Raw genomic sequence first — 21,762 nt, 5'->3', positions numbered from 1 at the left:
AACAGAAGGGGAAGAAAAGAATGGCTCAAAATGTAAATGCGCCACAAGCGCAATATCATAATGCAAAGCAGTGGGAAATTGCATTATTTTCATTGAATAACTCTGCGTCTAACTTATACTTATTCGCATTTGGATTCTTAACATACTATGCAACTGGTATTGCAGGTTTTGCAACCTTTACCGTATCGTCATTATTAGGTGCGGCACGTTTATTTGACGGCATAATTGATCCTATGATTGGGGTTATCATGGATCATATTGATACAAAATGGGGACGGTTCCGTCCAATTATGCTTATCTCAAATATCGGTTTGCTATTATCATTTGCTTTATTATTCTCCACCCATCAATTTGAGGGTTCGTTGAAATATGGTATATATTTTGTGGGCCTTATTTTCCATAAAATTGTTTACTCATTCCAACAAACAGTCACGAAAGCGGCACAACCCGCATTAACCAATAATCCTAAACAAAGACCTTTATTCTCTATTTATGACACTATTTTTTCTTCAATCGGTATCTTTGCAGTAGGGCAAATGATAGTCGCTAATTGGTTATCTCCTCGTCATGGTGGTGAATTTAATTTAGCCTTCTTTACTGAATTTATTATTGGTATTTGTGTGATTTCTTTTGTTTTAACAATCCTTGCGATGATTGGTATTTCGCGTAAAGATAATCAAGCCTTCTTTGGTTTAGGTGAATCGACAGTTGAAACGAAGTCTATCAAAGACTATTGGTCAGTCATCAAAGGGAATGGTCCGCTACAAATTCTGGCATTAACTTCAGCCTTGGTTAAATTCTTAACTACTTTAATTGGGGATCAAGTATTTGTAGTCCTAGTTTTTGGGATCATCTTAGGAAATTATGGTATCTCAGGTACTTTAGGGTTAATTCAGATTATTCCGAACTTACTAATTGTGGCGGGATTTACAACAATAGCTTCAAGGACTTCGTTAAAAAATGCCTATGTTTTATCATTAATCACCATGTTAACTTCTGTGGCTTTAATGGGTGTAATTTTATTCACTTCAGCAGACACACGAGAAATATTTGCTAATGGTGGGTTAGCAATGGTCCTATTCTCTATTGGTTATATCGGTTTCAAGATTGCTGGAACTTATCCATCTTCAGTCGTATTAACTATGGCTGCGGATATTTCTGACTATGAAACGGCTCGTTCAGGACGTTTTGTATCAGGCTTAATCGGTACTATCTTCTCGCTAACTGACTCAATTTCTACATCGCTAGCACCGATTGTAATCGGTTGGTTGATGATCGGTATTGGTTATACAGATGGTTATCCAGGCCCAGATGAAGCATTATCGCCAGCTTTATTCACAGCGGGGACAATTTTATTAATTATCGTACCCGCAATTCTTGGATCGATTGCATTGTTCTTAATTTCTCGTTACCCGCTAAATAAACAGAAAATGATAGATGTGCAAGCACAAATTTCAGCAAGAAAAGGGTAATTATTTTCTTCAAGCATAATATTGACCAAAAAGGGTTGTGACTGAGAATGTCACAACCCTTTTATCAGTTAATCATTTACTTTTTACAATCATGATAGGCAAAAACTAATATTTATAAATTTTACTAGAGATAAACTAATTATTAGAGTTTTATTAGAATTCACTTGACTTTTTAATTTGAACATTTTAATATTGTGACCATCAAGAGAGAATAGTAAAGAATAAGAGATAGGAACAACATTTCCAGAGAGTCTGTGGCCGCTGTGAACAGATAATGTCTCCTATGAAGACACACCTTTACTTAAATGACACTAAGTCCGGTAGTACCGTTATCACTAGACTAACTATGTAAAGTTTAGTCAATGAGGTTATAGGCGTGAGTTTATAACAAATTAAGGTGGGAACACGTTTCGACGTCCTTGATCCAGAAATGGATTGAGGGCGTTTTTTTTATGATATGAAACCTTTAGGGGAGGGCAACATGGCAACATCGTACGTATTACAACGAATTTCACTCGCAAGAGATTACCTTGAAACAGTTTCAAACGCAGGTTTTCAATTAATTGATTTAAATATGGTAGAACCTTTTGATGGTGACGGCAAGGCAGAGTACCCCAGTAATATCGTTTTTGAAAAAGAAGGGCAACTTTATGCTATTCGAAGTGATTGGACACGGTCGATTTTAAATTACATGAAAGCTTATGATTTACAACAAGATAATTTTGCTTATTACGGTCCAATGGTTAGGGACCACCAATCCACCTATCAAGCTGGTGTTGAGTTAGTAGAACCAAATGCGTCGCAAATGGCAAATACCATAGAACTACATTTGGATTTCGTTGAAAAAATGAGTCAATCGGCTTTTAATATGATTGTTGTGAACAATGAGGAAATCTTAGACAAATACATGGAAAAGTTTGCTTTTGGACCTGAAATTAAAGGGTATGTTATTGAAAAGAATTTGTCGGCTTTGGGGAATAGCATTGGTAAGGACCATGATTTCTATAGATTAATGGCTAAGCCGGTATCAGCACAATTTGATTTAGTGAAGAAAGATTTTGGCGATACAGAGGAAATGGCTGTGATTTATTTGCTTAAAGACATGCTTGAGAAGCGAAACACGAAAATGATTCTTGATTTATCATTCCGGTCGCCACAAAAATACTACAATGGTTTATATTTTCAAGCTTTTTTACAAGGTAATTCTAAACCAACCTTTTCAGGTGGTCAGTATGCTAACGGTTGGTTTGGTATTGGTTTGAATTTGTCCAAAGGAGGATTCTTATGATTACAGTAGCGCTTGCGAAGGGGCGAGTTTATCGTTCCTTTAATCAATTTTTGGCCGACAAGCATTTAGATGAATATGCAAATGCGTTGATAGATGGTGGTCGTGATCTTTTTCGTGAAGTTGGTGGGGTAAGGTTTATTTTTGTCAAAGGAAAAGATGTGCCCACTTATGTGGAACAAGGGGTTGCTGACTTAGGTGTTGTGGGGTCGGATACGATTGCTGAACAATTATTCAATGTGTTAAATGTCTCTGAATTACCATTTGGTCAATGTCGCTTGGCCATGGCTGGTCCAAAATATATGTCAGAATCTGATATCAAGGTGGTGGCGACATCCTTTCCAAATATTACCCGTAAGTACTTTAATCAAGCGAAACAGGATGTATCCTTAGTTTTCCTAAATGGTTCTGTTGAATTAGCGCCTATCTTAGGATTGGCTGATGCGATTGTAGATATTGTGCAGACGGGGACAACACTTAAAGAAAATGAGCTTGAAGAGTATAAAACGATTTTACCGGTACAAGCAAGGCTAATTGCCAATAAACAATCTTTCTATACTAAAGAGATGGAGATTTACAGTTTTATGCGGGAAATTGAGGTGGTTTAAATGAAAGTAGCAGATTTTCAAGCAATATTTGCTAAAAAAGATTCAGATAAAGTAGACGTAGACCGTTTATTCGCTGTACAGGAAATGATACAAGCTGTGCGTAAGGATGGCGATCAAGCGGTGATTGACTATACCAACCAATTTGACGGGCAATCCTATACGAATCCAGAAGATTTTAAAGTTTCGCTTGAGCGTTTAAAAGCATCTTGGGATCATTTAGATCCGACTTTAAAAGCAGCTTTACGGGTTGCTAAGGAACGAATTGAACGCTATGAACAGGCCTCCCTATACTCGGATAGGAACGGGGATGAAATTTCATATGTTTATCATGCCTTAGAAAGCGCAGGCTTTTATATTCCTGGTGGTAAAGCCTTGTATCCGTCAACAGTTTTGATGACGGTAGTGCCAGCGCTTGTTGCGGGTGTAGAAAATTTAGTAGTGACAACACCTGTTTTTACGGAAGAATCAGTGACTTTCGCTGCTCTATACTTATGTGGTATCCGAGATAATGTTTACGCTATTGGTGGGGCACAGGCTATTGCGGCCATGGCTTATGGGACTGAAACCATCCCTCAAGTGGACAAAATTTGTGGACCGGGGAATGCTTATGTAGCTACCGCTAAACGTTTGGTGAATGGAGATGTGTCTATAGATGCGATTGCTGGGCCAAGTGAAATCCTATTATACGTTGATGAAACAACACCGGTTGATGCCATTGTATATGATATTTTCGCTCAAGCAGAACATGACCAGGATGCGCGAACTTTCTTATTATGTGAATCAGAAAGCTTTTTAGATAAAATAGCTGACCGTATGCAAGCTTTGTTACCAAGCCAAGCAAGAGCGGATATTATACAGGCTTCTATTACCAATAACCATTATGCCATTGCCGATACTAGAGAGCGATTGATTGCAGTATTGAATGCTATTGCCCCAGAACATGTTTCCATTCAACACCGTGACCAGGATGCAATTGTTCAACAAATAAAATATGCCGGTGCAGTTTTTAAGGGGGTATATGCAATGGAAGCTATCGGTGATTATGTAGCTGGTCCTTCACATGTCCTACCCACTGGGGGGACGGCACGATTTTCTCATGGCTTAACAGCCAATGATTTCCGAACTTCACACGCGATTATTCATACGTCAAAAGAGACCTATCAAACAATTGGACCAGCTGCACAAATGATGGCAGATGCTGAAGGGCTAGACTGTCACGCTAAATCAATTGCCATTCGAAAGGAAGTATAAGTTTATGAAGACAGAAGAATATTTAAAAACAGTTGAAGTGGCTCAAGGTGGAGATACTGTGGTGATGAACCGCAATACTTCTCCGATACGTCCCTTATCTGACCAAGATATTGTGGATGCGGTATTAAACACAGCTTTTAACCAGTATCCCGAAAATGAAGAAGCAGATTTTATCTCAGCATATGCTAATTACGCTGGCTTTGACCCTAAGAATGTTGCAGTGGCTAATGGGTCAGACGAGTGGATTCAAAAATTGATTATCCAATTTGGACACGAGGGCGTTTTAGCTTTAGATCCTGACTTCTTCATGTATGAAGACTATACTAACCAGTTGGGTTTCCCTTTTTATAAAGTAGCTAGTGAAGCAGATTTTACCTTTGATTTGCGTAAAATTATCCAGGCCCTAGACCAATACCAACCATCTTTATTTTTTATATCTAACCCACAAAATCCGACGGGTCAACAATTTCAACCAGTTTTCTTACAAAAGTTAGCAGATGAAACAGAGTTTAGAGATATTACCTTTGTGATTGATGAAGCCTATATAGAATTTGGACAAAACTATCAGCGACCCAAAAATCTGAATGTACTATATATTCGAACGCTCTCTAAAATTTATGGGGTAGCAGGTTTACGAATAGGGTTAGCGATTGGACAGGGGGCACGCTTTGAGAAATTAAAGGAAATTAACCATCCTTATCCAATGAATAGTGTCTCTTTAAATCTTGCATATAAATTATTCGAAGATAGCCACCGTTTGGACGAGTGGGTCGCTTATCAAAGAAATATTCAAACTGAATTAATAGCAGCATTTGATCAAGTAGCTGATTTGGTGACTGTTATGCCGTCAGCAACTAATTTTGTCTTTATTTTTGGTGAACTCGTGCCCAATTTGGATAAATTTTTAGCAGATAATGGTTTTATCGGCCGTAAGTATACTGAAGGAAAAATGGCTAATGCAGCAAGATATTCAGTGGTTGATATAGCTGATTATCCGAGGTTAAAGGCAACAATTAAAGCATGGAGGGAAAAACTTGGAAATTAAAGAACGAAATACTCTAGAAACCCAAATTAAACTAGGAATAGCCAAATCAGATGGTACAGGTGAAACAAGTATCCATACAGGTGTTGGTTTTCTAGACCACATGTTGACCTTATTTAGCTTTCATTCAGGTCTTGATCTATATGTAGAAGCCAGAGGGGATACTTGGGTAGATGACCACCACGTTACAGAAGATATTGGTATTTTGCTTGGTGAAGCCATACGTGACTTGTACCAAATGCTCCCATCATATGAAAGATATGGGGCTTACTTTTTACCTATGGACGAAACCCTTGCAAGAGTTGTATTAGACCTATCGGGTAGACCGGTGTTGGTATATGATGCAACATTTTCAGCGGCTAAGGTTGGTAGTTTTGATACAGAGCTTGTTAAAGAATTTTTTAATGCAGTAGCAATGAACGGGCGCATAACCTTACATATTGATTTATTGAAAAATGGGAATACACATCATGAAATTGAGGGGATATTTAAAGCATTTGGCCGTGCCTTAAAAATTACCTTGAGAGAAACAAGCGGTGGCGTACCATCATCAAAAGGGTTAATCCAGTAATGAAGTAGCAATTATTAAGACTTGAAAATACGATGTCTAAACATTTGAATAAAGGAGGTTATTATTCATGGAAATTATCCCCGCAATTGATCTGATTAATGGTAAAAGTGTCCGCCTGCAACAAGGCGATTATGATAAGCAAGTTGTCATGCCTATGTCAGCAGCCGAAGCAGTAACCTACTATAGCCAGTTTCCACAGGTCAGTAGAATTCATGTGGTGGACTTAATGGGGGCTTTAAAACAAGCAGCTATTGAAGGTGAAACAGTTGAAGGATTGAAAGCATTAACCGATATTCCCTTAGAAATAGGAGGGGGTATCCGTGACTTAAAGACCATAGCATTATATGACAAACTGGGCATCGATTACTTCATTTTGGGTACTAGAGCGATCATGGATGTTCCTTGGTTAACTAAAGCAGTAAATAAATATCCTGGTCGTATTTATGTTGGTTTAGACTGCAAGGACGACGCCATTTATATCAATGGCTGGAAAGAAGCATCCGGTCGCTATATTCAAGAATATTTAGAAGCAATCGCAGACTTAGCGATTGCTGGCATTATTTATACCGATATTTATAAAGATGGTATGGAAGCTGGACCTAATGTGGAAAAGACCGGCCAAATCCAAAGAATGACCAAACACCTAGTTGTGGCTTCTGGAGGTGTGAGAGATCGTCATGATTTAGATGCCCTTGAAGCACAAGGGATTAGGCAGGCAATTGTTGGAAAAGCTGCACAGAATCCAAGTTTTTGGGAAGGATTGTAAACGATGAAAAAGATTATTCCATGTTTAGATACAAAAGACGGTGAGTTAGTAAAAGGGGTTCACTTTGTAGAAGTAAAAGCATTAGGTGATCCAGTTGATTTTGCAAAAAAATATTCGGATGCTGGAGCGGACGAATTGGTCATACTAGATATTACTAAAACGTCAGATGGCCATAAATTACGTACGCAAATGATTACTGATGTCTTTAATGTGATTGATATTCCCCTAACAGTTGGGGGTGGGATTGCTTCGATTGAAGATATTCAAGCAGCTCTTGATGCCGGTGCTAGTAAGGTTGGGATTAACTCTGCAGCTGTTAAAAATCCAGATTTTATCAATGAAGCAGTAGCAAAATTCGGTTCAGAAGCCATCACAATCGCTGTTGATATGGCTTATGACGATGCCAAAGGCGATTATTTTGTCTATACAAACGCTGGACAAAATCAAATGGATTGGCCTGCACTTGAATGGTGTATGGAATGTGAAAAACGTGGTGCGGGCGCCTTATTAATCACATCAATTGATACTGATGGTGCCTACACTGGTTTTGACATTCCTTTCTTAAAATTAGCTTCTGAAGCAGTAGCCATTCCGATTATTGCATCGGGTGGTGCAAGTAGTATTGCCGATTTTATCGAATTATTCCAACAAACAAATATTGATGCTGGTTTAGCAGCTTCTATCTTCCACAAAGGTGAAGTAGCGATTGAAGATTTAAAAGCAGGTCTTATAGCAGAAGGGATTGACTGAAGAGAATGACAGCAATTGATTTTAGTAAAAATGGCGGACTAGTTCCAGCTATATTACAAGACTATCGAACTAAACAAGTCCTCATGTTAGGCTATATGAACCATGAAGCATATGAACGGACTGTCAGCGAGGGTGTTGCATGGTTTTATTCGCGATCTAAAGAGCGCCTTTGGAAAAAAGGTGAAAGTTCTGGAAATGTCCAGGAAGTGGTGAAAATAGACCGAGACTGTGACGAAGATACACTGTTGGTTCAAGTTCGTCCCACTGGTCCAACCTGTCATACTGGTAGTCAATCCTGTTTTGGAGATGATTATTTTAACTTAAGTATTTTAGAAAATACGGTAGCTGATAAAATAGCGAATCCACAAGAAGGGTCTTACACCAACTACCTAATCACTAAAGGTTTAGATAAGATTCTAAAAAAATGTGGCGAAGAAATGATAGAAGTGGTAATTGCAGCAAAAAATGCCGCAGCTGGTCAAGGGAATGAAGAACTCATAGCGGAAACCAGTGACCTTCTCTATCATTTATGTGTATTATTGGTTGAAAGAGGCTTATCTTTATCAGATATTGAAGCATTATTAAAAGTGCGTCATGGACAGGAACATACCTATTCTGAACGTAAAATAATCGAAAATTATTAGATTAAAATGAATTAAAATAGAAAAGAATTAAAAATTATGTTGACAATTATCATAAATCTTAATATACTAATGTCAGTAAATAAAACAAGTTGATGCGTTGAAAAGTAGAAGTAAGTTAGCAGTTTGTGCACAGAAAGTACCAGTTGTTGAGAAGGTATGACAAACCCTAATTGAAAAGTAGACTTTGAGCTGTAAATGCGATCCATCAAAGAGGTGGTTGAGTGTTTACCGGGTGCTGCCGTTAAAATGCCAGTTGATCGAAAAGAATTTCCGTCAACCTGAGTCTAATAGTCTAACCAATTATTAGAAAAATTAAAGGTGGTACCGTGCGAAAAGCGCCCTTTGACTTAACCAGTCAAAGGGCGCTTTTTTTATTTACTAAAAAATATAGATAACTAGGCACAATAAAGATAAGACGAATCAAATTGTCACTAGTAATGTATATAGAGGCTTGTAGTAGTGATTAGGAGGATTTTCAATGACATTATTAACAGATTTAAAACAAGAAAAACAAGCAATTATCCCTGCTTGTGGCGATGGGCATACTTTTCAAATGTTAGCCAACAGTAAATCATTAGCCATCTTTCTATCTGGTCAATTAACCACTGACCATTTAATTGCGGAGGCTGATCAAGGACTGTTGTCGATTACTGAATATAAAAATTATGCTTTTAGCTTGGGTTTGAAGAAGACGCAACCCTTGTTGTTAGACCTACAATCAGGATTTGGAAATCCTCTAAACACTTACTATGCTGCTAAGGAATTGGAACGCTCGGGTGCAGATATCATGATTTTATCAGACCAAAAATACCCAGCACATCACACTGACCAACCAGCTATAACGACTGCGGAAGACTTTATTGGGAAAATTCGTGCAGGACTTGATGGTATTGAAAATCCGGCGATTGAAATTTGGGTTCGGCTAGAAGGTTTGCATGAGTACGGAATAGAAGGCTTTAAGAAGCGAGCACGTTATGCATACAATGCTGGTGCTAAAGCTGTTATCTTAGACCACTATGATGAAGCAGACTTAGAGGCTTTAGCCCAAGAAGCATTACCATTACCTTTATTGGCAACCTTAAAACCAGGTCAACAAGCTAAAGCCATCGAAAGTGATCATTTTTATGGTTATCTAGATTTAGGTAATCTCGCTTTAGCCGCTCACCAAGCGCTTGAAACTGCCATGTCAGACTTATTAAAGTAAAGGAAGGTAGCTATGTTAAAAAACGAAAAAATGCGTAAGCAATTTAAAGATCATATTTACTCGGGTAAAGCGATACAGCTACCGGTAGCACCGGATGCTTTAGCAGCAAAGATCGCTGAAAAATTAGGATTTGACGCTGTCTTTTCTGCCGGGTATGCCACTAGTGCCTCAGCTTTTGCCATGCCGGATCGTGGCATAACGGACTTTGGTAAATCACTAGAGCGGACTAGAGACATTATTAATGCAGTGAATATTCCTGTATTTGCAGATGCTGATACTGGTTATGGTGACTTGGAAAATGTACGCCGTACGGTTGAAAATTATGAAGCAATTGGTGCTGCGGGCATCTTTATTGAAGACCAAGTTTGGCCAAAACGTTGCGGTCATATGTCAGGTAAACAAGTTGAACCAACAGAAACCCTAGAAGAAAAAATTAAAGTTGCTGTAGCTACCCGTAAAAATGATGATTTCCTCATCATGTCACGGACAGATGCACGTACGGTGTATGATCTAGAAGAAGCTATTGAACGTAGCCGTCGTTATAAGTCTGCTGGTGCGGATTTAATTTTTATTGAATCCCCAAGAAGTTTTGAAGAATTTGAAGACGTTCATAAAGCCCTCCCAGATACCTTTATGATGGCCAATATGATTGAGGGTGGTCTAACACCATTAACGAAGACTTCGGAACTAGAAAAACTTGGTTTCAATATTATCGTATATCCAACTGCTTTAACTTATGCGCAAGCTTATACGGAGAAAAATTTACTACAAACCTTGCGAAATGAAGGCACGACAAGAAATTATCAAGATAAGATGATAACTTTTGATGAATTTAATGAATTCATTGGTTTAGATGACGTAAATCAGTGCGATGCTGCTTATGCGCCAGAAAATATGTTGAAATATATGGATTAGACCTAAGTTAAGCAATCAAAAACGAAATGAAATGAGGGAATCGAATGACTTATATGTTGTTAATCATTGTTGCAATTATACTGGCAATCTTTTTGGGGGAAAAATTTGATGTGAATGCAGGGATAATTGGCGTCGTATTTGCATACTTCATTGGTTCTTTCATGATTGGATTAAGTCCAGATGAGATTTTTACCTTGTGGCCAGTTGAATTATTTATGATGATTTTTGGGGTCTCCTTCTTCTTCAATTTTGCTAATGAGAATGGGACTTTGGAAATTATTGGTCATCACTTAATTTATGCCTTTAAAGACCATTTATTTTGGTTACCGTTCGGATTCTTTTTCGCTTCTGCCCTCATTTCAGGTTTGGGTGGGTCAATTTGGGGCGCTGTACCAATTGTCGGCTTTTTAGCGCTTAATATTGCTAAAGAAAATAATTTAGATACGCGAATTATCGCCATTGCTGTAATTGAAGGGGCGCTTGCTGGTGGTTTATGCCCATTTGGCCCCTTAGGTGCAATTGTACATGGTTTAATCGCATCCACAGGTTTTGCTGATATGTCTTCAGTCATTTCATGGCAACTATTTACTGTATCTACTATCTATCCAATACTACTCCTATTATTTCTCATGTTTAAAGATCGAAAAAATGAAGCATATAAACAAGTCGAATTGGTAGAACCAGAAGCGCTGAATAAGAAACAAAAGCAAACATTCATTTTAATGACAATATTTATTTTGACCATGCTTGTTTTTCCAATCGTCAATAACTTTACAAGTGGGGGAATTCCATTCATTGCCTCGATTAGTGATTCATTAAACCTAGGTTTAGTGGGGATAGTATTTGGTGTAATTGCCTATATGTTTGAATTGGCTGACGGACAGAAAGTATTAAACCGAACACCTTGGTCAGTGATTTGGATGACCTGTGGCATTTCTTTATTGATTGGCGTTGGGGTTCAAGTAGGGATTACTGAGTCGCTAGCTGCTTTAATCTCTTATGTGCCATGGCCAATCATTCCAGTAACGATTGCTTTACTTTGTGGCTGTATGTCAATCTTTTCTTCAACGATTGGTGTTATCGCACCATTATTCTTTACAACTTTACCAGCATTGTATGCGACAACTGGTTGGAGTCCAACCATTATGGCAGTTTGTATAATTATTGGTGGTTTCGCGGCAACCGTTACGCCATTCTCAGATGGAGGAAGCTTACTTTTGGCTTCTTCAGGTTACTACGGTGCAGATCAAAAAAACTTGTATAACACCTTATTATTTAAGGTTACACCATTTACAGTCGGGTCAGCGGCCTTAACAGCCCTCACCTTATCTATTATTCATAGTATTTAGTCAAGTTAAAAAGGACACGGTCAAACGCGTCCTTTTTTCCTGGTTATTAATAGCGATATTGGGTGCTAGCACCTTGGATAAAGAATTGTGTTTCTTCAAAGTGGTAGATAACTTTCGAATAGTCGAATGGTTTGCCATTATTTAGATGGAAAATGGATTCGGTTTTTAAACAAGGGTCACCCTTAGCTAAGTTTAAGTGTTCGGCATGTTCAGATTTCAGTTTCCCCACACGAAGAAAATGGTCACCATAGCCAATAGGGATTTCTAAATCTTCTGTAATATAATCAAATATGGAATTTGATGCGATCTCTTCACTTAAATAAGGAATGATATCTTTATCAAAATAAGACTCCTCAATACAGAAAGGACGGCCCTCAATATAACGAATCCGTCTGACATAATAGACTTTTGTCTTAGAAGGATCAGCGATTTTTAAATTTTCTACCGCTTCTTCAGGCGGTGCGATGAGAGATAAAGATAAAATTTTCGAGTCTACTTTGAATTGACTCAAAGTAGAGTTAAAACCACCCAGATTTAATAGGTTGATATAACCTTTGCGTTGGTTACCACGTACGTACACGCCTGATCCGCGTACTTGATAGATTAAACCTTGCTTCTCTAAATCATTTAAAGCAGATAAAACGGTATTTTTACTTACTTGGTAGTAATCGACCATTTCTTGAATACTGGGTAATTTATCATCTGCACTTAAATCATTGTCATTAATGTAGCGGACTAAAGCGCTAGCTACTTCTTCGTATTTTGCCATATTATCAAAAACCCCTCTTAGATATTTGATATATTATAACATGAAAGCTCTTACATTTTCAAATGGTTAGGGTATAAAAAGATGCACCACCGTATAATTAAAGTTTCTCAAGTGAAATTGATAAGTAAAAGATAGCACATGACCTATATATCTTCATAAACAGGCCTTGTATAAAGAGGATTATTCGCATTTAAGGGTAAAAAAGCGTATGATTTACGTTAAGTTCTACATAGTATGTTTTAATTTCCACTATATATTGAAGGAGGTAGATTATGACAATATATGATTATCAAGTAAAAGATGTTAATGGAAAATCTATCAGTTTAGCAGATTATGAAGGTGACTTATTACTTATTGTAAACATAGCGACTAAATGCGGTTTAGCAAGTCAATTAATGGGTCTTGAATCTTTATACCAAACCTATCAAGATGAAGGGTTTAAAGTGTTGGGCTTTCCGTCAAATTCCTTTATGCAGTCGCCTGAGGATGGGAAAGGTGCTAAAGAAGCTTGCGCATTAGACTTTGGTACAACTTTTCCTATGTTTGATAAAGTATCCGTAAATGGTCCTAAAACAGCACCGTTATTTTCTTATTTAAAGAGGGCTTCAGGAGATGGATTTGTTAAATGGAATTATACTAAATTTTTAGTTGACCGTCAGGGTAACTTTGTTAAACGTTACGCCCCAACTACACCACCGGAAGATATTGAAGCAGATATAAAAGCGAATCTTTAAAAATAGAAAAAGGAAGATCTGTTTTAAAGCAGATCTTCCTTTTTATTGATGTATGGGTAAAATGGTTAAAATCGTGGACGACCACCTCCCAGATAGCCCTGATAATGTTGGCATAGTTTCTTACAAGTAAGCAATATGTTTGTTTTAATGTGCCATCATTTCTTGTGCGATTTCTAAGTTATCCATGTTTGTTGGATAGTATGTTGGCCAGTGGTCCATTTCTTCTAGAAGGGCTTCTTGTGATTCGCCACCCCAGAAAATATGGTAGTGACCAGTTTTTGTTGGTGCAATATTATGGTCTGAGAATTGGACATATTTAAACTCGCCTGCTTCTGGGTCACCAGTTTCAAATAAGAAACGAACACCACGGTTACCTTTTTCGTAGTCTAAAATTTCATACCCAGCATATTTATATTCGAATGTTTTACTTTCACCATCGACAATAAACTCAATGGTATTGTCAGTGATGTTAATATGGTCCACGTCAGTTTCATAACCTGTTGTATAATATGCTTTATATTCTTCAGCTGTCATACCATCGTTTAATTTTGCTTTGTAATCAAAGACTTGATCTAAGCTACCGTCTTCTAATAGTGGATAGACAGATTGCCATTCACCAGCATAATCAGATAAGGTACGGTCAGCTACATCACTATCTTTAAAGTAACCATTGTAAACTGTTTTTTCAACCTCTTCGTCTTTATCATCAGCTTGCTTATCAGTTGCTGGTAAATCAGTGGTTTTTTGTAATTCAGTTAAATTTTCTTTCATAACAGAAATATAATCAGCACCATTATCCATCGCCTCTTGTGATAGACTTTCTAGCGGATTTAAGACAGCCATTTCAACGCCAGCTTCATCAGCTAAAGTTTTTGCCATACTGTCTGAACCAGCTTCTTCATAGTAGATGTATTGAATATCATTTTCTTTTACATAGTCAGCTAGTTCTGCTAAACGAGCTGCAGATGGTTCCTCATCAGGTGTTAATCCTGCAATCCCAATTTGATTTAAACCATAATCAACAGCTAAGTATGAAAAGGCAGTATGAGAAGTCACAAAATCTTTACGACTAGCATTTTCTAATGCTTCGGTATATAAATTGTCTAATTCTGTTAACTCTTCCATATAAGCATCTGCATTTGCCTGAAATTCTTCAGCCATATCTGGGTACAATTCACTTAGTTGTGAGGTAATAGAGGCAACTTCCATTTTGGCACGGTAAGGTGAAACCCACGTATGCGGATCATATTCGTGTGAATGTCCTTCGTGATCGTGGTCGTGATCATGGTCATGCCCATCTTCAGATCCGGGTAATAATACCATATTTTCTGTACCTTTAATGATATTGACATCATCACTGATACTTGACTCTGCAGAAGGGACCCAAGTTTCCATATTTTCATTATGATAAATTAGTGCGTCTGATTCGTTTAACTCAGCAAGTTGTTTTGCAGAAGGTTCATAGTCATGTGCTTCTGTTCCAGCAGGTACCATTAAACTGACGTCTGCTTGGTCACCAACGATTTCTTTTGTGAAGGCATAAACTGGGTAGATAGTCGTAGCAATTTCTAATTTATCGCCATCGTTATTAGCATCTGCTTCAGTAGCAGTTTGGCCACAAGCTGCTAAAAGGGCAGCACCCGTTAAGCTCAGTAAGCCTAATTTCAAACTTTTATTCATTAAAACACATCCTCTTTTCCAAAGTAATCTTTCATCGCATTGATTTGGGTACCCAATCATATCTGCCTTAGCTAGGGGCAAATCGGTAAATCGTAACCGTTACGATTTGACAATAGCTAATTTATCATAAGCTGAAACAAGTCGTCAACAAAAACTTACATGAAAAAACTTTCATATAGGGTTTGAGCTTATGTTTTGTGGCATGACGCCCATTAAATTACTTTCTAGGTTCACTCGTTTATAATAAAAAAGGATTCATTTGGGAGGAGAAAATTGAAAATCAGCTATTGATTGTTTCGGCCAATTCTAGAGGAACAATGAATGATAAGGGCGACTTATATGGTGGTCACTCAGCTACCATTGATCCCTGGAGTGAGTATGTTGTAGCGCCTGACGACCAAGTGGGGATCAATATAGTGAAATAGATTTAAGTGTCATCGAAGGTAGTCAATCTTTTATCAATGTCTATGATGATTGTAGACTAGACATTTATCACTTTTAACTAGTCAGCCACTTGAGGAAATAGGATTATATGTTATCATGTATAAAAAAGGTAGCAATTATGTTAAAGGAAGTAGTAGACACAGTATTTAATGAAAGGGAGATTCCATGAAATTAAAAACAAGTGCGCTAACATTATTTGCTTCAGTATGCTTACTTGCAGCATGTGGTAACACGAGTCAAGAGGATACAAACACTAGTGAAACAACGGAAACGACTAGCCAAGAAACCAATTCAAATGATAATAGTGTAGAGGAAGTGGCTAGTTCAGCATCAACTTCAACTGAAAGTGAGACGAATGACTCAAGTTCTAGTGAAGCTGAGCAAGCGAATTCAGGAGCATTTATTTCTGAAGATGAAGCATGGCAAGTTGCCTTGGATGATGCCGGTACAAATGAAGAAGCATTAATTGAACGAGAAATTGAATTAGACGATGTGGATGACGACGATGATGATTATGATGACGTACCACATTATGAAATTGAATTTACTTTAGATGATGGTCGTGAATTTGAATATGATATTGATGCTACAACTGGTAATATCTTAAACGCTGAAGTTGACCAATAAAATGTATGTTGTGAAAAGAGGTGGTACTCATGGGTGCCGCCTTTTTTAATTATAGGAAAAGATTGAATATAGTGAAGTTTATTTTATCATGATACTTTTTAGCTAATCTTGTTTGCTAGTATTTTCTTGCATTCTTATCTATAATGAAATTATTAAGCATATAGTTGGCTGAATGAGGAGTGAATGGATGACTTTACATTTAAATATGGCCACTTTAGGCCCAGAAGCTGTGAATGACCAGGGAAACAATTGGCCTTTGAATAAAGAGACTGGTTTTTCACCTTTAAATACATTTATCCTAGCGGTTGCGGGCTGTTCGGCGGGTGTGTATCGCAATATTTTGGATAACTCTAAAATTGATTATATTTTTCATGATGTAGCAATTGATTATGAACGTTCCGATGAAAATGCTAGACCTATTACTGCAATCACGATTACCATGTATGTCAGTGTAGCTGAAGAAAATCAAGGGCGGGCTGAGCGGGCAACTAAGATGATTCACAAGTATTGCCCAGTTGTACAAAGTATTGACCCAAATATACAAGTAACAGAGAAGGTTGTTTTTCAATAGGAAACTTTTAAGGAGTGTGTAAAGATGGAATTTGTAACATTAAATAATGGCGTAAGGATGCCCATTTTAGGTACTGGAACCAATACTTTTGGTAAGGTTGATGGCGATTATCATGCTGAAGTGACAGATGATACAACTGAATTAATATCTGCTATTAAAGCTGGCTACCGTGCGATTGATACGGCGGTTTCATACCGTAATGAGTCAACTGTAGGGAAGGCGATGAAAGCATCTGGTTTACCCCGTGAGGACTTCTTCATTACGTCTAAAATTCCTGGCGACTCAGACCATGCCGGTTCTGCTGAGAAAGTTGAAGCGACCCTAAACGCATCCCTAGAAGCCTTACAAACAGACTATATTGACCTTTACTTGATTCACCACCCGTGGGACAATGAGAATGAAATGTTACAAACTTGGTATGCCCTAGAAAATGCCTACAACGAAGGTAAAATTAAAGCTATCGGTGTTTCTAATTTTGATCAAGACCAATTAGATATCATTATCGACAATGCCCGTATCCCACCAATGGTAAACCAAGTTAAATCAAATGTTGAAGATTGGAATAATGATATCATTGATTATTCTGTTGAAAATGATGTAGTTGTAACGGCTTGGGCACCTATGAAAGGGACAGATGAAAATTCTCGCGCTATCTTAGATGAAATTGGTGCACAATACGGAAAGACTTGGGGACAAGTTTTACTGCGCTACCAAATTGAACGCGGTGTCGTAGTGATTCCTAAATCACATAATGCTGACCACCAAGCAGACAATTTAAATGTATTTGACTTTAACTTAAGTGAAGCAGATAAAGAAAAGATTGCGAACTTATAACTAAATGAACTTATGAAAAAAGGTTGCTGCCTATGTGTTGCAACCTTTTTTGTTCCAAAATGCCTTGGAACTATTGGAAGATGACCTAGTTTGCTATAATGAATTGACGAAAAAGGAGAGGATTTAAACGATGAGACAATTAAAACAATTAACAGAACGTGTGTATTATATGCCCGCTGATGGTGATTTAGATCGACCAGTTTTGGGTTATATCAAAGGAGACAAATTTTCATTAAGAATTGATGCAGGGAATTCGGCTAGTCATGTTGAAAATTTCAATCAAGAGCTAGCACGATTAGGTTTACCCAAAGAAGGGATGACGCTGATTACGCACTGGCATTGGGACCATACTTACGGTATTCATGCGCTTGATACTCCTGTCATAGCCAACAAGAAAACGAATGCACAATTACGGTTAATGTCTGAGTGGAAGTGGACTGAAGAAGCCATGCAAAAACGTCTTGAGACCGGCGAAGAGTGCGTTTTTTGCGATCAATATTTGCGTGCTGAATATAATGATCCTGCTACACAAATTAAAGTACAAGAAGCGGATATTGCGTTTGAAGGCGATTTAACAATTGATTTAGGCAATCTAGAAATAAAAGTTTTCCCAGTGATAAACCCACATTCTGAAGATGGTATGATTATTTATATTCCTTCTGAAAGAGTAGCTTTCATTGGTGACACCATTACAGAGGATTTCTACAATAATAGTTATTTAGACCCAGACAAATTAGCTAGCTTGCGCCAAACTTTGAGTGAGTTGGATGCTGATTTCTACTTGCATGGGCATATTGAGCCACTATCATTTGAAGAATTATTGTCCTTCATGTAATACGGTTACAATTAAAGAAGATAAATCCCCTAGAATTGTCAGCATTTTTTTGGAAATGACTTTATAAACTAAATGATGCATGTTAATATAGGAGACTGGTTTGACAACAATATGAATAAGATAAATGGAGATAAATATGCATAAAAGGACTGTAGATTTACTGATTCGAGCGTTGATTGCTTTTATAGGTTGTGTAGGTATTGCTTTAGGGGTATCGATTTCTGGAGTGATGGATATGGGGATGGATCCCTTCGCAGCTTTATGGATGGCAGTTTCAGATTTTGTACCAATAGGTTTTGGCAACATTGTCTTTATAGTGAATTTAATTATTTTCACGATAGCTTTCTTTATTGACCGATCTAAATTTGGATTGGGTACTTTTATTAACTGGGTCTTTTGTGGTTACATGATCCAGTATTTTACTTATTATTTCACCCAAATAATAGGCCTAGGAACAGACGATATGAGTCTTTTAATTAGAGTAATATTGACCTTAGTCGGAGGAACGGTATTTTTACTTGGCGCTGCTTTTTATATGTCTGCGGGATTGGGTGTAGCACCACTTGATGCGATCGCACCCATCCTAGAGGAGAAGACACCATTATCCTTTGCACAAGGGCGTTTTCTCCATGAAGTGATTTGTTTAATCCTTGCCTTTATTTTAGGGGGGCCTGTTGGCGTGATGACCTTGTATTTAGGATTTTTTGCTGGACCAATGTTGGCGTTATTTCGCAGTAAATTGACTGAACCTTTCGTAAGAAAAGTAACCAGAGAAGGTATTCGTGACTAGTTTAGTGAGAATGTATATGCACTATATTAAAAGGATGACTGAACGAGTAGCTTTAGGTAAGGAACTAGTACTAAGAATAAGATGTTATAGCTAAACAAAAAGGTGCTTGCGAATTTTATCGCAAGCACCTTTTTGAATTATAGATTTTGTACAGCTGTTGTGATATCAGTATCACCGTCTACTACCTCAAACTCTTTACCAATGGTATTGTCATTTTCTAACACTGCTAATAGCGTTTTGGCAACATTTTGGCGGGCAACATCGCGGATGCCATCTTGAGGTTGGGTAGTGATTTTGCCAGAACCTGGTTCATCGCGTAAGACACCTGGGTGGACAATAGTCCAATCTAAATTAGTTCGTGATTTTAACCACTCATCCGCGTATGTTTTGGCGGTGGTGTAAACTCTAATCACATTTTTTTCAATTTCTTCGCGACCAGTTCTAAATGTAGATACGATCACGAAACGTTTGATGCCAACAGCCTCAGCTGCTTGCATCGATTTAATTGCTCCATCAAGGTCAACCATCATAATAATGTCATCACCAGTTCCACAAGCACCAGCTGAGAAAATAACTGCGTCAATTTTCTTATTCGTTAAAATATTTTCAATATCAGCTTGCGTATGTTTGGTTAAATCTAAATAAACGGACTCAATACCACGTTCTTCAAAGAAAGGAGCCTGGTCTAAATTCCGAATGGCAGCTACTTCTTCTATGGTATCTGAATCTTTCACAAAATCTGCGAAGTGGCGAGATACGCCACCGTTTGCACCAATAACAAGTACTCTCATATTTGAAAATCTCCTTTCAATCACCATCTCTACCTACTAGTATAAAGGTCAAAAAACAGCAATACAAAGAATCCGCCTACTAGCGGTCAAAATCAATGCGTTTACTTAATGGGTACATGATAAACATACCAAGCGTCATAGCAGCAAATTCTGAAAGAGCCAGTGAAATGTAAGTTGGTAAAAAGGCCGCATCTGCTCCGACTAAAACAATGGTTGTTGTCGTTGTAAACATGGATAGGGCAAAAATGACTGTTAAGCTCATATAACGAATCCATTGGTCAGATAATAAAGTAAATTGGGATTGTTTGGCTAATTTAACCAATTGGTCACCCACCCAACGCCCAATATATAAGAAAATAAAAGTGGAAACAGATCCAACAATCATGTCAATTGGCCCATAAGTCATGAAATTGGCGATGAAGACACCTATTGAAACAGCCCAGATATATCGTTTATTATGAAGCGCTAAAAAATTAAGAGATTCAGAAATACGGAATTGGATAGGCCCGTAGGAAATAGGGGCAATTATAAGTGTGATGACTAGGTATAAGGCTGCCACTACAGCAATCTTAGTCATATCTATCGTTGAAAAACGAGAAGGGGTAATTGTATTACTTGCTTTGTGCATATGTATGTCTCCTTTATAGGCTATGCCTAGTGTATTTATTGCGACCAAAGGACACTGATACCAGTGAGTAGTACTCTACCGAAGTGTCGCAATTTTTGGGTAACGTAATAGTTAAAAATTATTTATCGGATCAACCAACCGCCATCAAGAGGAAGCGTATTCCCTTGCATATAAGCAGCTTGATCACTGGCTAGAAATAAGGTTAGCGCTGCTACTTCATCGGGACTGGCCCATCGTTTTGCAGGTGTTTGGGCCATCACTTGGTCAGCCATCGGATTTTCACCTTCGAAATCCGCTTGATTCATAGGGGTCATGATAGCGCCAGGCGCAATTGCATTAGCAACTAGCCCTTGACCTGCATAATCATAAGCCATTTGTTTGGTGAATCCGACAATAGCATGCTTAGCTGTCGTGTAAGCAATCCCACCGCCCCCGGCTGTTAAACCAGCAATCGAAGCCATATTAATCAACCGTGAAGTAGGATTGGCTATGAGCATCGGTAAAGCAGTATAGGTCATATTATAAACAACTTGTAAATTGTTTGAGATGATCGCTTGCCAAGTTTCTGGGGTGGTTTTGTCTAAAGGCTTATAATCATCTAGGACGCCAGCAGTATTACATAGTACATCAATAGTTTTCCAACTAGCTTTTAATTCTTGAAAAAGGGCAGTCACTGCCATTAAATCACTACAATCCGCTTTGCGGAAGCTAAAGGTTTTCGGATAGCTAGCGGTCCATTGATTGACTAGCGCTGTATCTTCCTTAAGGTCAACAGCCAAAACGCGATGACCCTTTTTTAAAAAGTGTTGTACCTGACTGCTACCTATACCTGACATGCCTCCTGTAACAACAACCTTTAATTGAGAGGGTAGTTTAGGATGGTCAGTGTAGGATGTGTCCATGCGTCTGCTTCCTTTCTATTGGGTAAATTTTGTGTAAGTTACTTGTCTGAAACGATAGACCAGTCGTCAGCTAAGATGTCGCAAACGGTTGGTTGGAACATAGAAAAGCCTTCTCCTGCTACGGAAATCAAGAAGTAGGGGGTGATTGCCTGACCTTCAAATTCTTTGGGGTCAACTAATTTTACATATTCTTCTGCACCACCCCAACCGTCGCGGATAATGTGTGCGCCTTGGCGTAGTTTAGGTAAGATTTCTTCAAATGTCATGTATTTTCACCTCCTCAAAATGGGTCAACAGGTA

At 38.0% G+C, this 21,762-nt stretch carries 24 protein-coding genes; 18 read left to right on the top strand and 6 right to left on the bottom strand.

What is annotated here, in order from left to right; genetic code table 11:
* Positions 1-20 precede the first annotated feature (20 nt).
* The 12 genes from CJ191_RS00240 to CJ191_RS00185 all read left to right on the top strand — a co-directional run bounded on the left by CJ191_RS00240 (position 21) and on the right by CJ191_RS00185 (position 11,857).
* A complete protein-coding gene (locus CJ191_RS00240) occupies positions 21-1,472 on the top strand; it encodes an MFS transporter (RefSeq protein WP_102198596.1) in 1,452 nt (483 codons plus the stop codon).
* Positions 1,473-1,953: 481 nt separating this feature from the next.
* The gene (locus CJ191_RS00235) at positions 1,954-2,760 is read left to right on the top strand and encodes an ATP phosphoribosyltransferase regulatory subunit (protein ID WP_102198595.1); all 807 of its coding nucleotides are present in this window, start codon (positions 1,954-1,956) and stop codon (positions 2,758-2,760) included.
* On the top strand, positions 2,757-3,365 hold the full coding sequence (gene hisG / locus CJ191_RS00230; RefSeq protein WP_102198594.1) for an ATP phosphoribosyltransferase: 609 nt from the start codon (positions 2,757-2,759) through the stop codon (positions 3,363-3,365). The genes CJ191_RS00235 and hisG overlap by 4 nt, the downstream gene beginning before the upstream one ends.
* On the top strand, positions 3,366-4,616 hold the full coding sequence (gene hisD / locus CJ191_RS00225) for a histidinol dehydrogenase (RefSeq protein ID WP_070466919.1): 1,251 nt from the start codon (positions 3,366-3,368) through the stop codon (positions 4,614-4,616).
* Positions 4,617-4,620: 4 nt separating this feature from the next.
* Positions 4,621-5,661, top strand: coding sequence for an aminotransferase class I/II-fold pyridoxal phosphate-dependent enzyme (locus CJ191_RS00220; RefSeq protein WP_102198593.1), 1,041 nt, complete (start codon positions 4,621-4,623; stop codon positions 5,659-5,661).
* Complete coding sequence (hisB, locus tag CJ191_RS00215) at positions 5,651-6,229, top strand: imidazoleglycerol-phosphate dehydratase HisB (protein WP_070466915.1); 579 nt, start codon at positions 5,651-5,653, stop codon at positions 6,227-6,229. Before CJ191_RS00220 ends, hisB begins: the two co-directional genes overlap by 11 nt.
* Positions 6,230-6,296: 67 nt before the next feature.
* Entirely contained in the window at positions 6,297-6,995 is a 699-nt protein-coding gene (locus CJ191_RS00210; RefSeq protein ID WP_070466913.1) for a HisA/HisF-related TIM barrel protein, read from the top strand.
* Positions 6,996-6,998: 3 nt separating this feature from the next.
* The gene (gene hisF / locus CJ191_RS00205) at positions 6,999-7,745 is read left to right on the top strand and encodes an imidazole glycerol phosphate synthase subunit HisF (protein WP_070466912.1); all 747 of its coding nucleotides are present in this window, start codon (positions 6,999-7,001) and stop codon (positions 7,743-7,745) included.
* A 5-nt stretch (positions 7,746-7,750) separates the two neighbouring features.
* Positions 7,751-8,389 carry a bifunctional phosphoribosyl-AMP cyclohydrolase/phosphoribosyl-ATP diphosphatase HisIE gene (hisIE, locus tag CJ191_RS00200; protein ID WP_070466910.1) on the top strand — a complete coding sequence of 213 codons (639 nt, stop codon included), beginning with the start codon at positions 7,751-7,753 and terminating at the stop codon, positions 8,387-8,389.
* Between the two features lie 478 nt (positions 8,390-8,867).
* Positions 8,868-9,593, top strand: coding sequence for an isocitrate lyase/phosphoenolpyruvate mutase family protein (locus CJ191_RS00195; protein WP_070466909.1), 726 nt, complete (start codon positions 8,868-8,870; stop codon positions 9,591-9,593).
* A gap of 12 nt (positions 9,594-9,605) precedes the next feature.
* Positions 9,606-10,508 carry an isocitrate lyase/PEP mutase family protein gene (locus CJ191_RS00190; RefSeq protein WP_102198592.1) on the top strand — a complete coding sequence of 301 codons (903 nt, stop codon included), beginning with the start codon at positions 9,606-9,608 and terminating at the stop codon, positions 10,506-10,508.
* Positions 10,509-10,552: 44 nt separating this feature from the next.
* On the top strand, positions 10,553-11,857 hold the full coding sequence (locus tag CJ191_RS00185) for an SLC13 family permease (RefSeq protein WP_102198591.1): 1,305 nt from the start codon (positions 10,553-10,555) through the stop codon (positions 11,855-11,857).
* Positions 11,858-11,903: 46 nt separating this feature from the next.
* Here the strand turns inward: CJ191_RS00185 and CJ191_RS00180 are convergent, their stop codons facing one another.
* A complete protein-coding gene (locus CJ191_RS00180) occupies positions 11,904-12,626 on the bottom strand; it encodes a GntR family transcriptional regulator (RefSeq protein ID WP_070466903.1) in 723 nt (240 codons plus the stop codon).
* A 272-nt stretch (positions 12,627-12,898) separates the two neighbouring features.
* Between CJ191_RS00180 and CJ191_RS00175 the strand changes: the two genes are divergently transcribed.
* Positions 12,899-13,360, top strand: coding sequence for a glutathione peroxidase (locus CJ191_RS00175; RefSeq protein ID WP_070466902.1), 462 nt, complete (start codon positions 12,899-12,901; stop codon positions 13,358-13,360).
* Between the two features lie 144 nt (positions 13,361-13,504).
* On the opposite strand, the gene CJ191_RS00170 is transcribed toward CJ191_RS00175, so the two are convergent.
* Positions 13,505-15,040 (bottom strand): metal ABC transporter solute-binding protein, Zn/Mn family, encoded by a 1,536-nt coding sequence (locus tag CJ191_RS00170; protein ID WP_102198590.1) that lies wholly within the window; start codon positions 15,038-15,040, stop codon positions 13,505-13,507.
* A gap of 609 nt (positions 15,041-15,649) precedes the next feature.
* On the opposite strand from CJ191_RS00170, the gene CJ191_RS00160 reads away from it, so the two are divergent.
* From CJ191_RS00160 to CJ191_RS00140, 5 genes are all read left to right on the top strand, one after another.
* Positions 15,650-16,111 (top strand): PepSY domain-containing protein, encoded by a 462-nt coding sequence (locus CJ191_RS00160; RefSeq protein WP_102198589.1) that lies wholly within the window; start codon positions 15,650-15,652, stop codon positions 16,109-16,111.
* Positions 16,112-16,298: 187 nt separating this feature from the next.
* Complete coding sequence (locus CJ191_RS00155) at positions 16,299-16,682, top strand: OsmC family protein (RefSeq protein ID WP_102198588.1); 384 nt, start codon at positions 16,299-16,301, stop codon at positions 16,680-16,682.
* 24 nt (positions 16,683-16,706) lie between these two features.
* Positions 16,707-17,516, top strand: a complete 810-nt coding sequence (locus CJ191_RS00150) for an aldo/keto reductase (RefSeq protein ID WP_102198587.1) — start codon at positions 16,707-16,709, stop codon at positions 17,514-17,516.
* A gap of 130 nt (positions 17,517-17,646) precedes the next feature.
* Positions 17,647-18,351, top strand: coding sequence for an MBL fold metallo-hydrolase (locus CJ191_RS00145; protein WP_102198586.1), 705 nt, complete (start codon positions 17,647-17,649; stop codon positions 18,349-18,351).
* 136 nt (positions 18,352-18,487) lie between these two features.
* Positions 18,488-19,141, top strand: coding sequence for a YczE/YyaS/YitT family protein (locus CJ191_RS00140; RefSeq protein ID WP_257994090.1), 654 nt, complete (start codon positions 18,488-18,490; stop codon positions 19,139-19,141).
* 137 nt (positions 19,142-19,278) lie between these two features.
* On the opposite strand, the gene CJ191_RS00135 is transcribed toward CJ191_RS00140, so the two are convergent.
* The 4 genes from CJ191_RS00135 to CJ191_RS00120 form a co-directional block, all read right to left on the bottom strand.
* Positions 19,279-19,932 (bottom strand): SDR family oxidoreductase, encoded by a 654-nt coding sequence (locus CJ191_RS00135; protein ID WP_102198584.1) that lies wholly within the window; start codon positions 19,930-19,932, stop codon positions 19,279-19,281.
* Between the two features lie 79 nt (positions 19,933-20,011).
* The gene (locus CJ191_RS00130) at positions 20,012-20,560 is read right to left on the bottom strand and encodes a QueT transporter family protein (RefSeq protein ID WP_070466889.1); all 549 of its coding nucleotides are present in this window, start codon (positions 20,558-20,560) and stop codon (positions 20,012-20,014) included.
* A gap of 122 nt (positions 20,561-20,682) precedes the next feature.
* A complete protein-coding gene (locus tag CJ191_RS00125) occupies positions 20,683-21,462 on the bottom strand; it encodes a 3-oxoacyl-ACP reductase (protein WP_102198583.1) in 780 nt (259 codons plus the stop codon).
* A gap of 38 nt (positions 21,463-21,500) precedes the next feature.
* On the bottom strand, positions 21,501-21,728 hold the full coding sequence (locus CJ191_RS00120; protein ID WP_070466877.1) for a DUF2829 domain-containing protein: 228 nt from the start codon (positions 21,726-21,728) through the stop codon (positions 21,501-21,503).
* Positions 21,729-21,762 lie beyond the last annotated feature (34 nt).

This window comes from Aerococcus viridans, assembly GCF_002871935.1.
GTDB classification, from domain to species: Bacteria; Bacillota; Bacilli; order Lactobacillales; family Aerococcaceae; genus Aerococcus; species Aerococcus viridans_B.
Note: the sequence above shows the minus strand (reverse complement) of the source record. Positions and strands in the feature narration are given on the sequence as shown.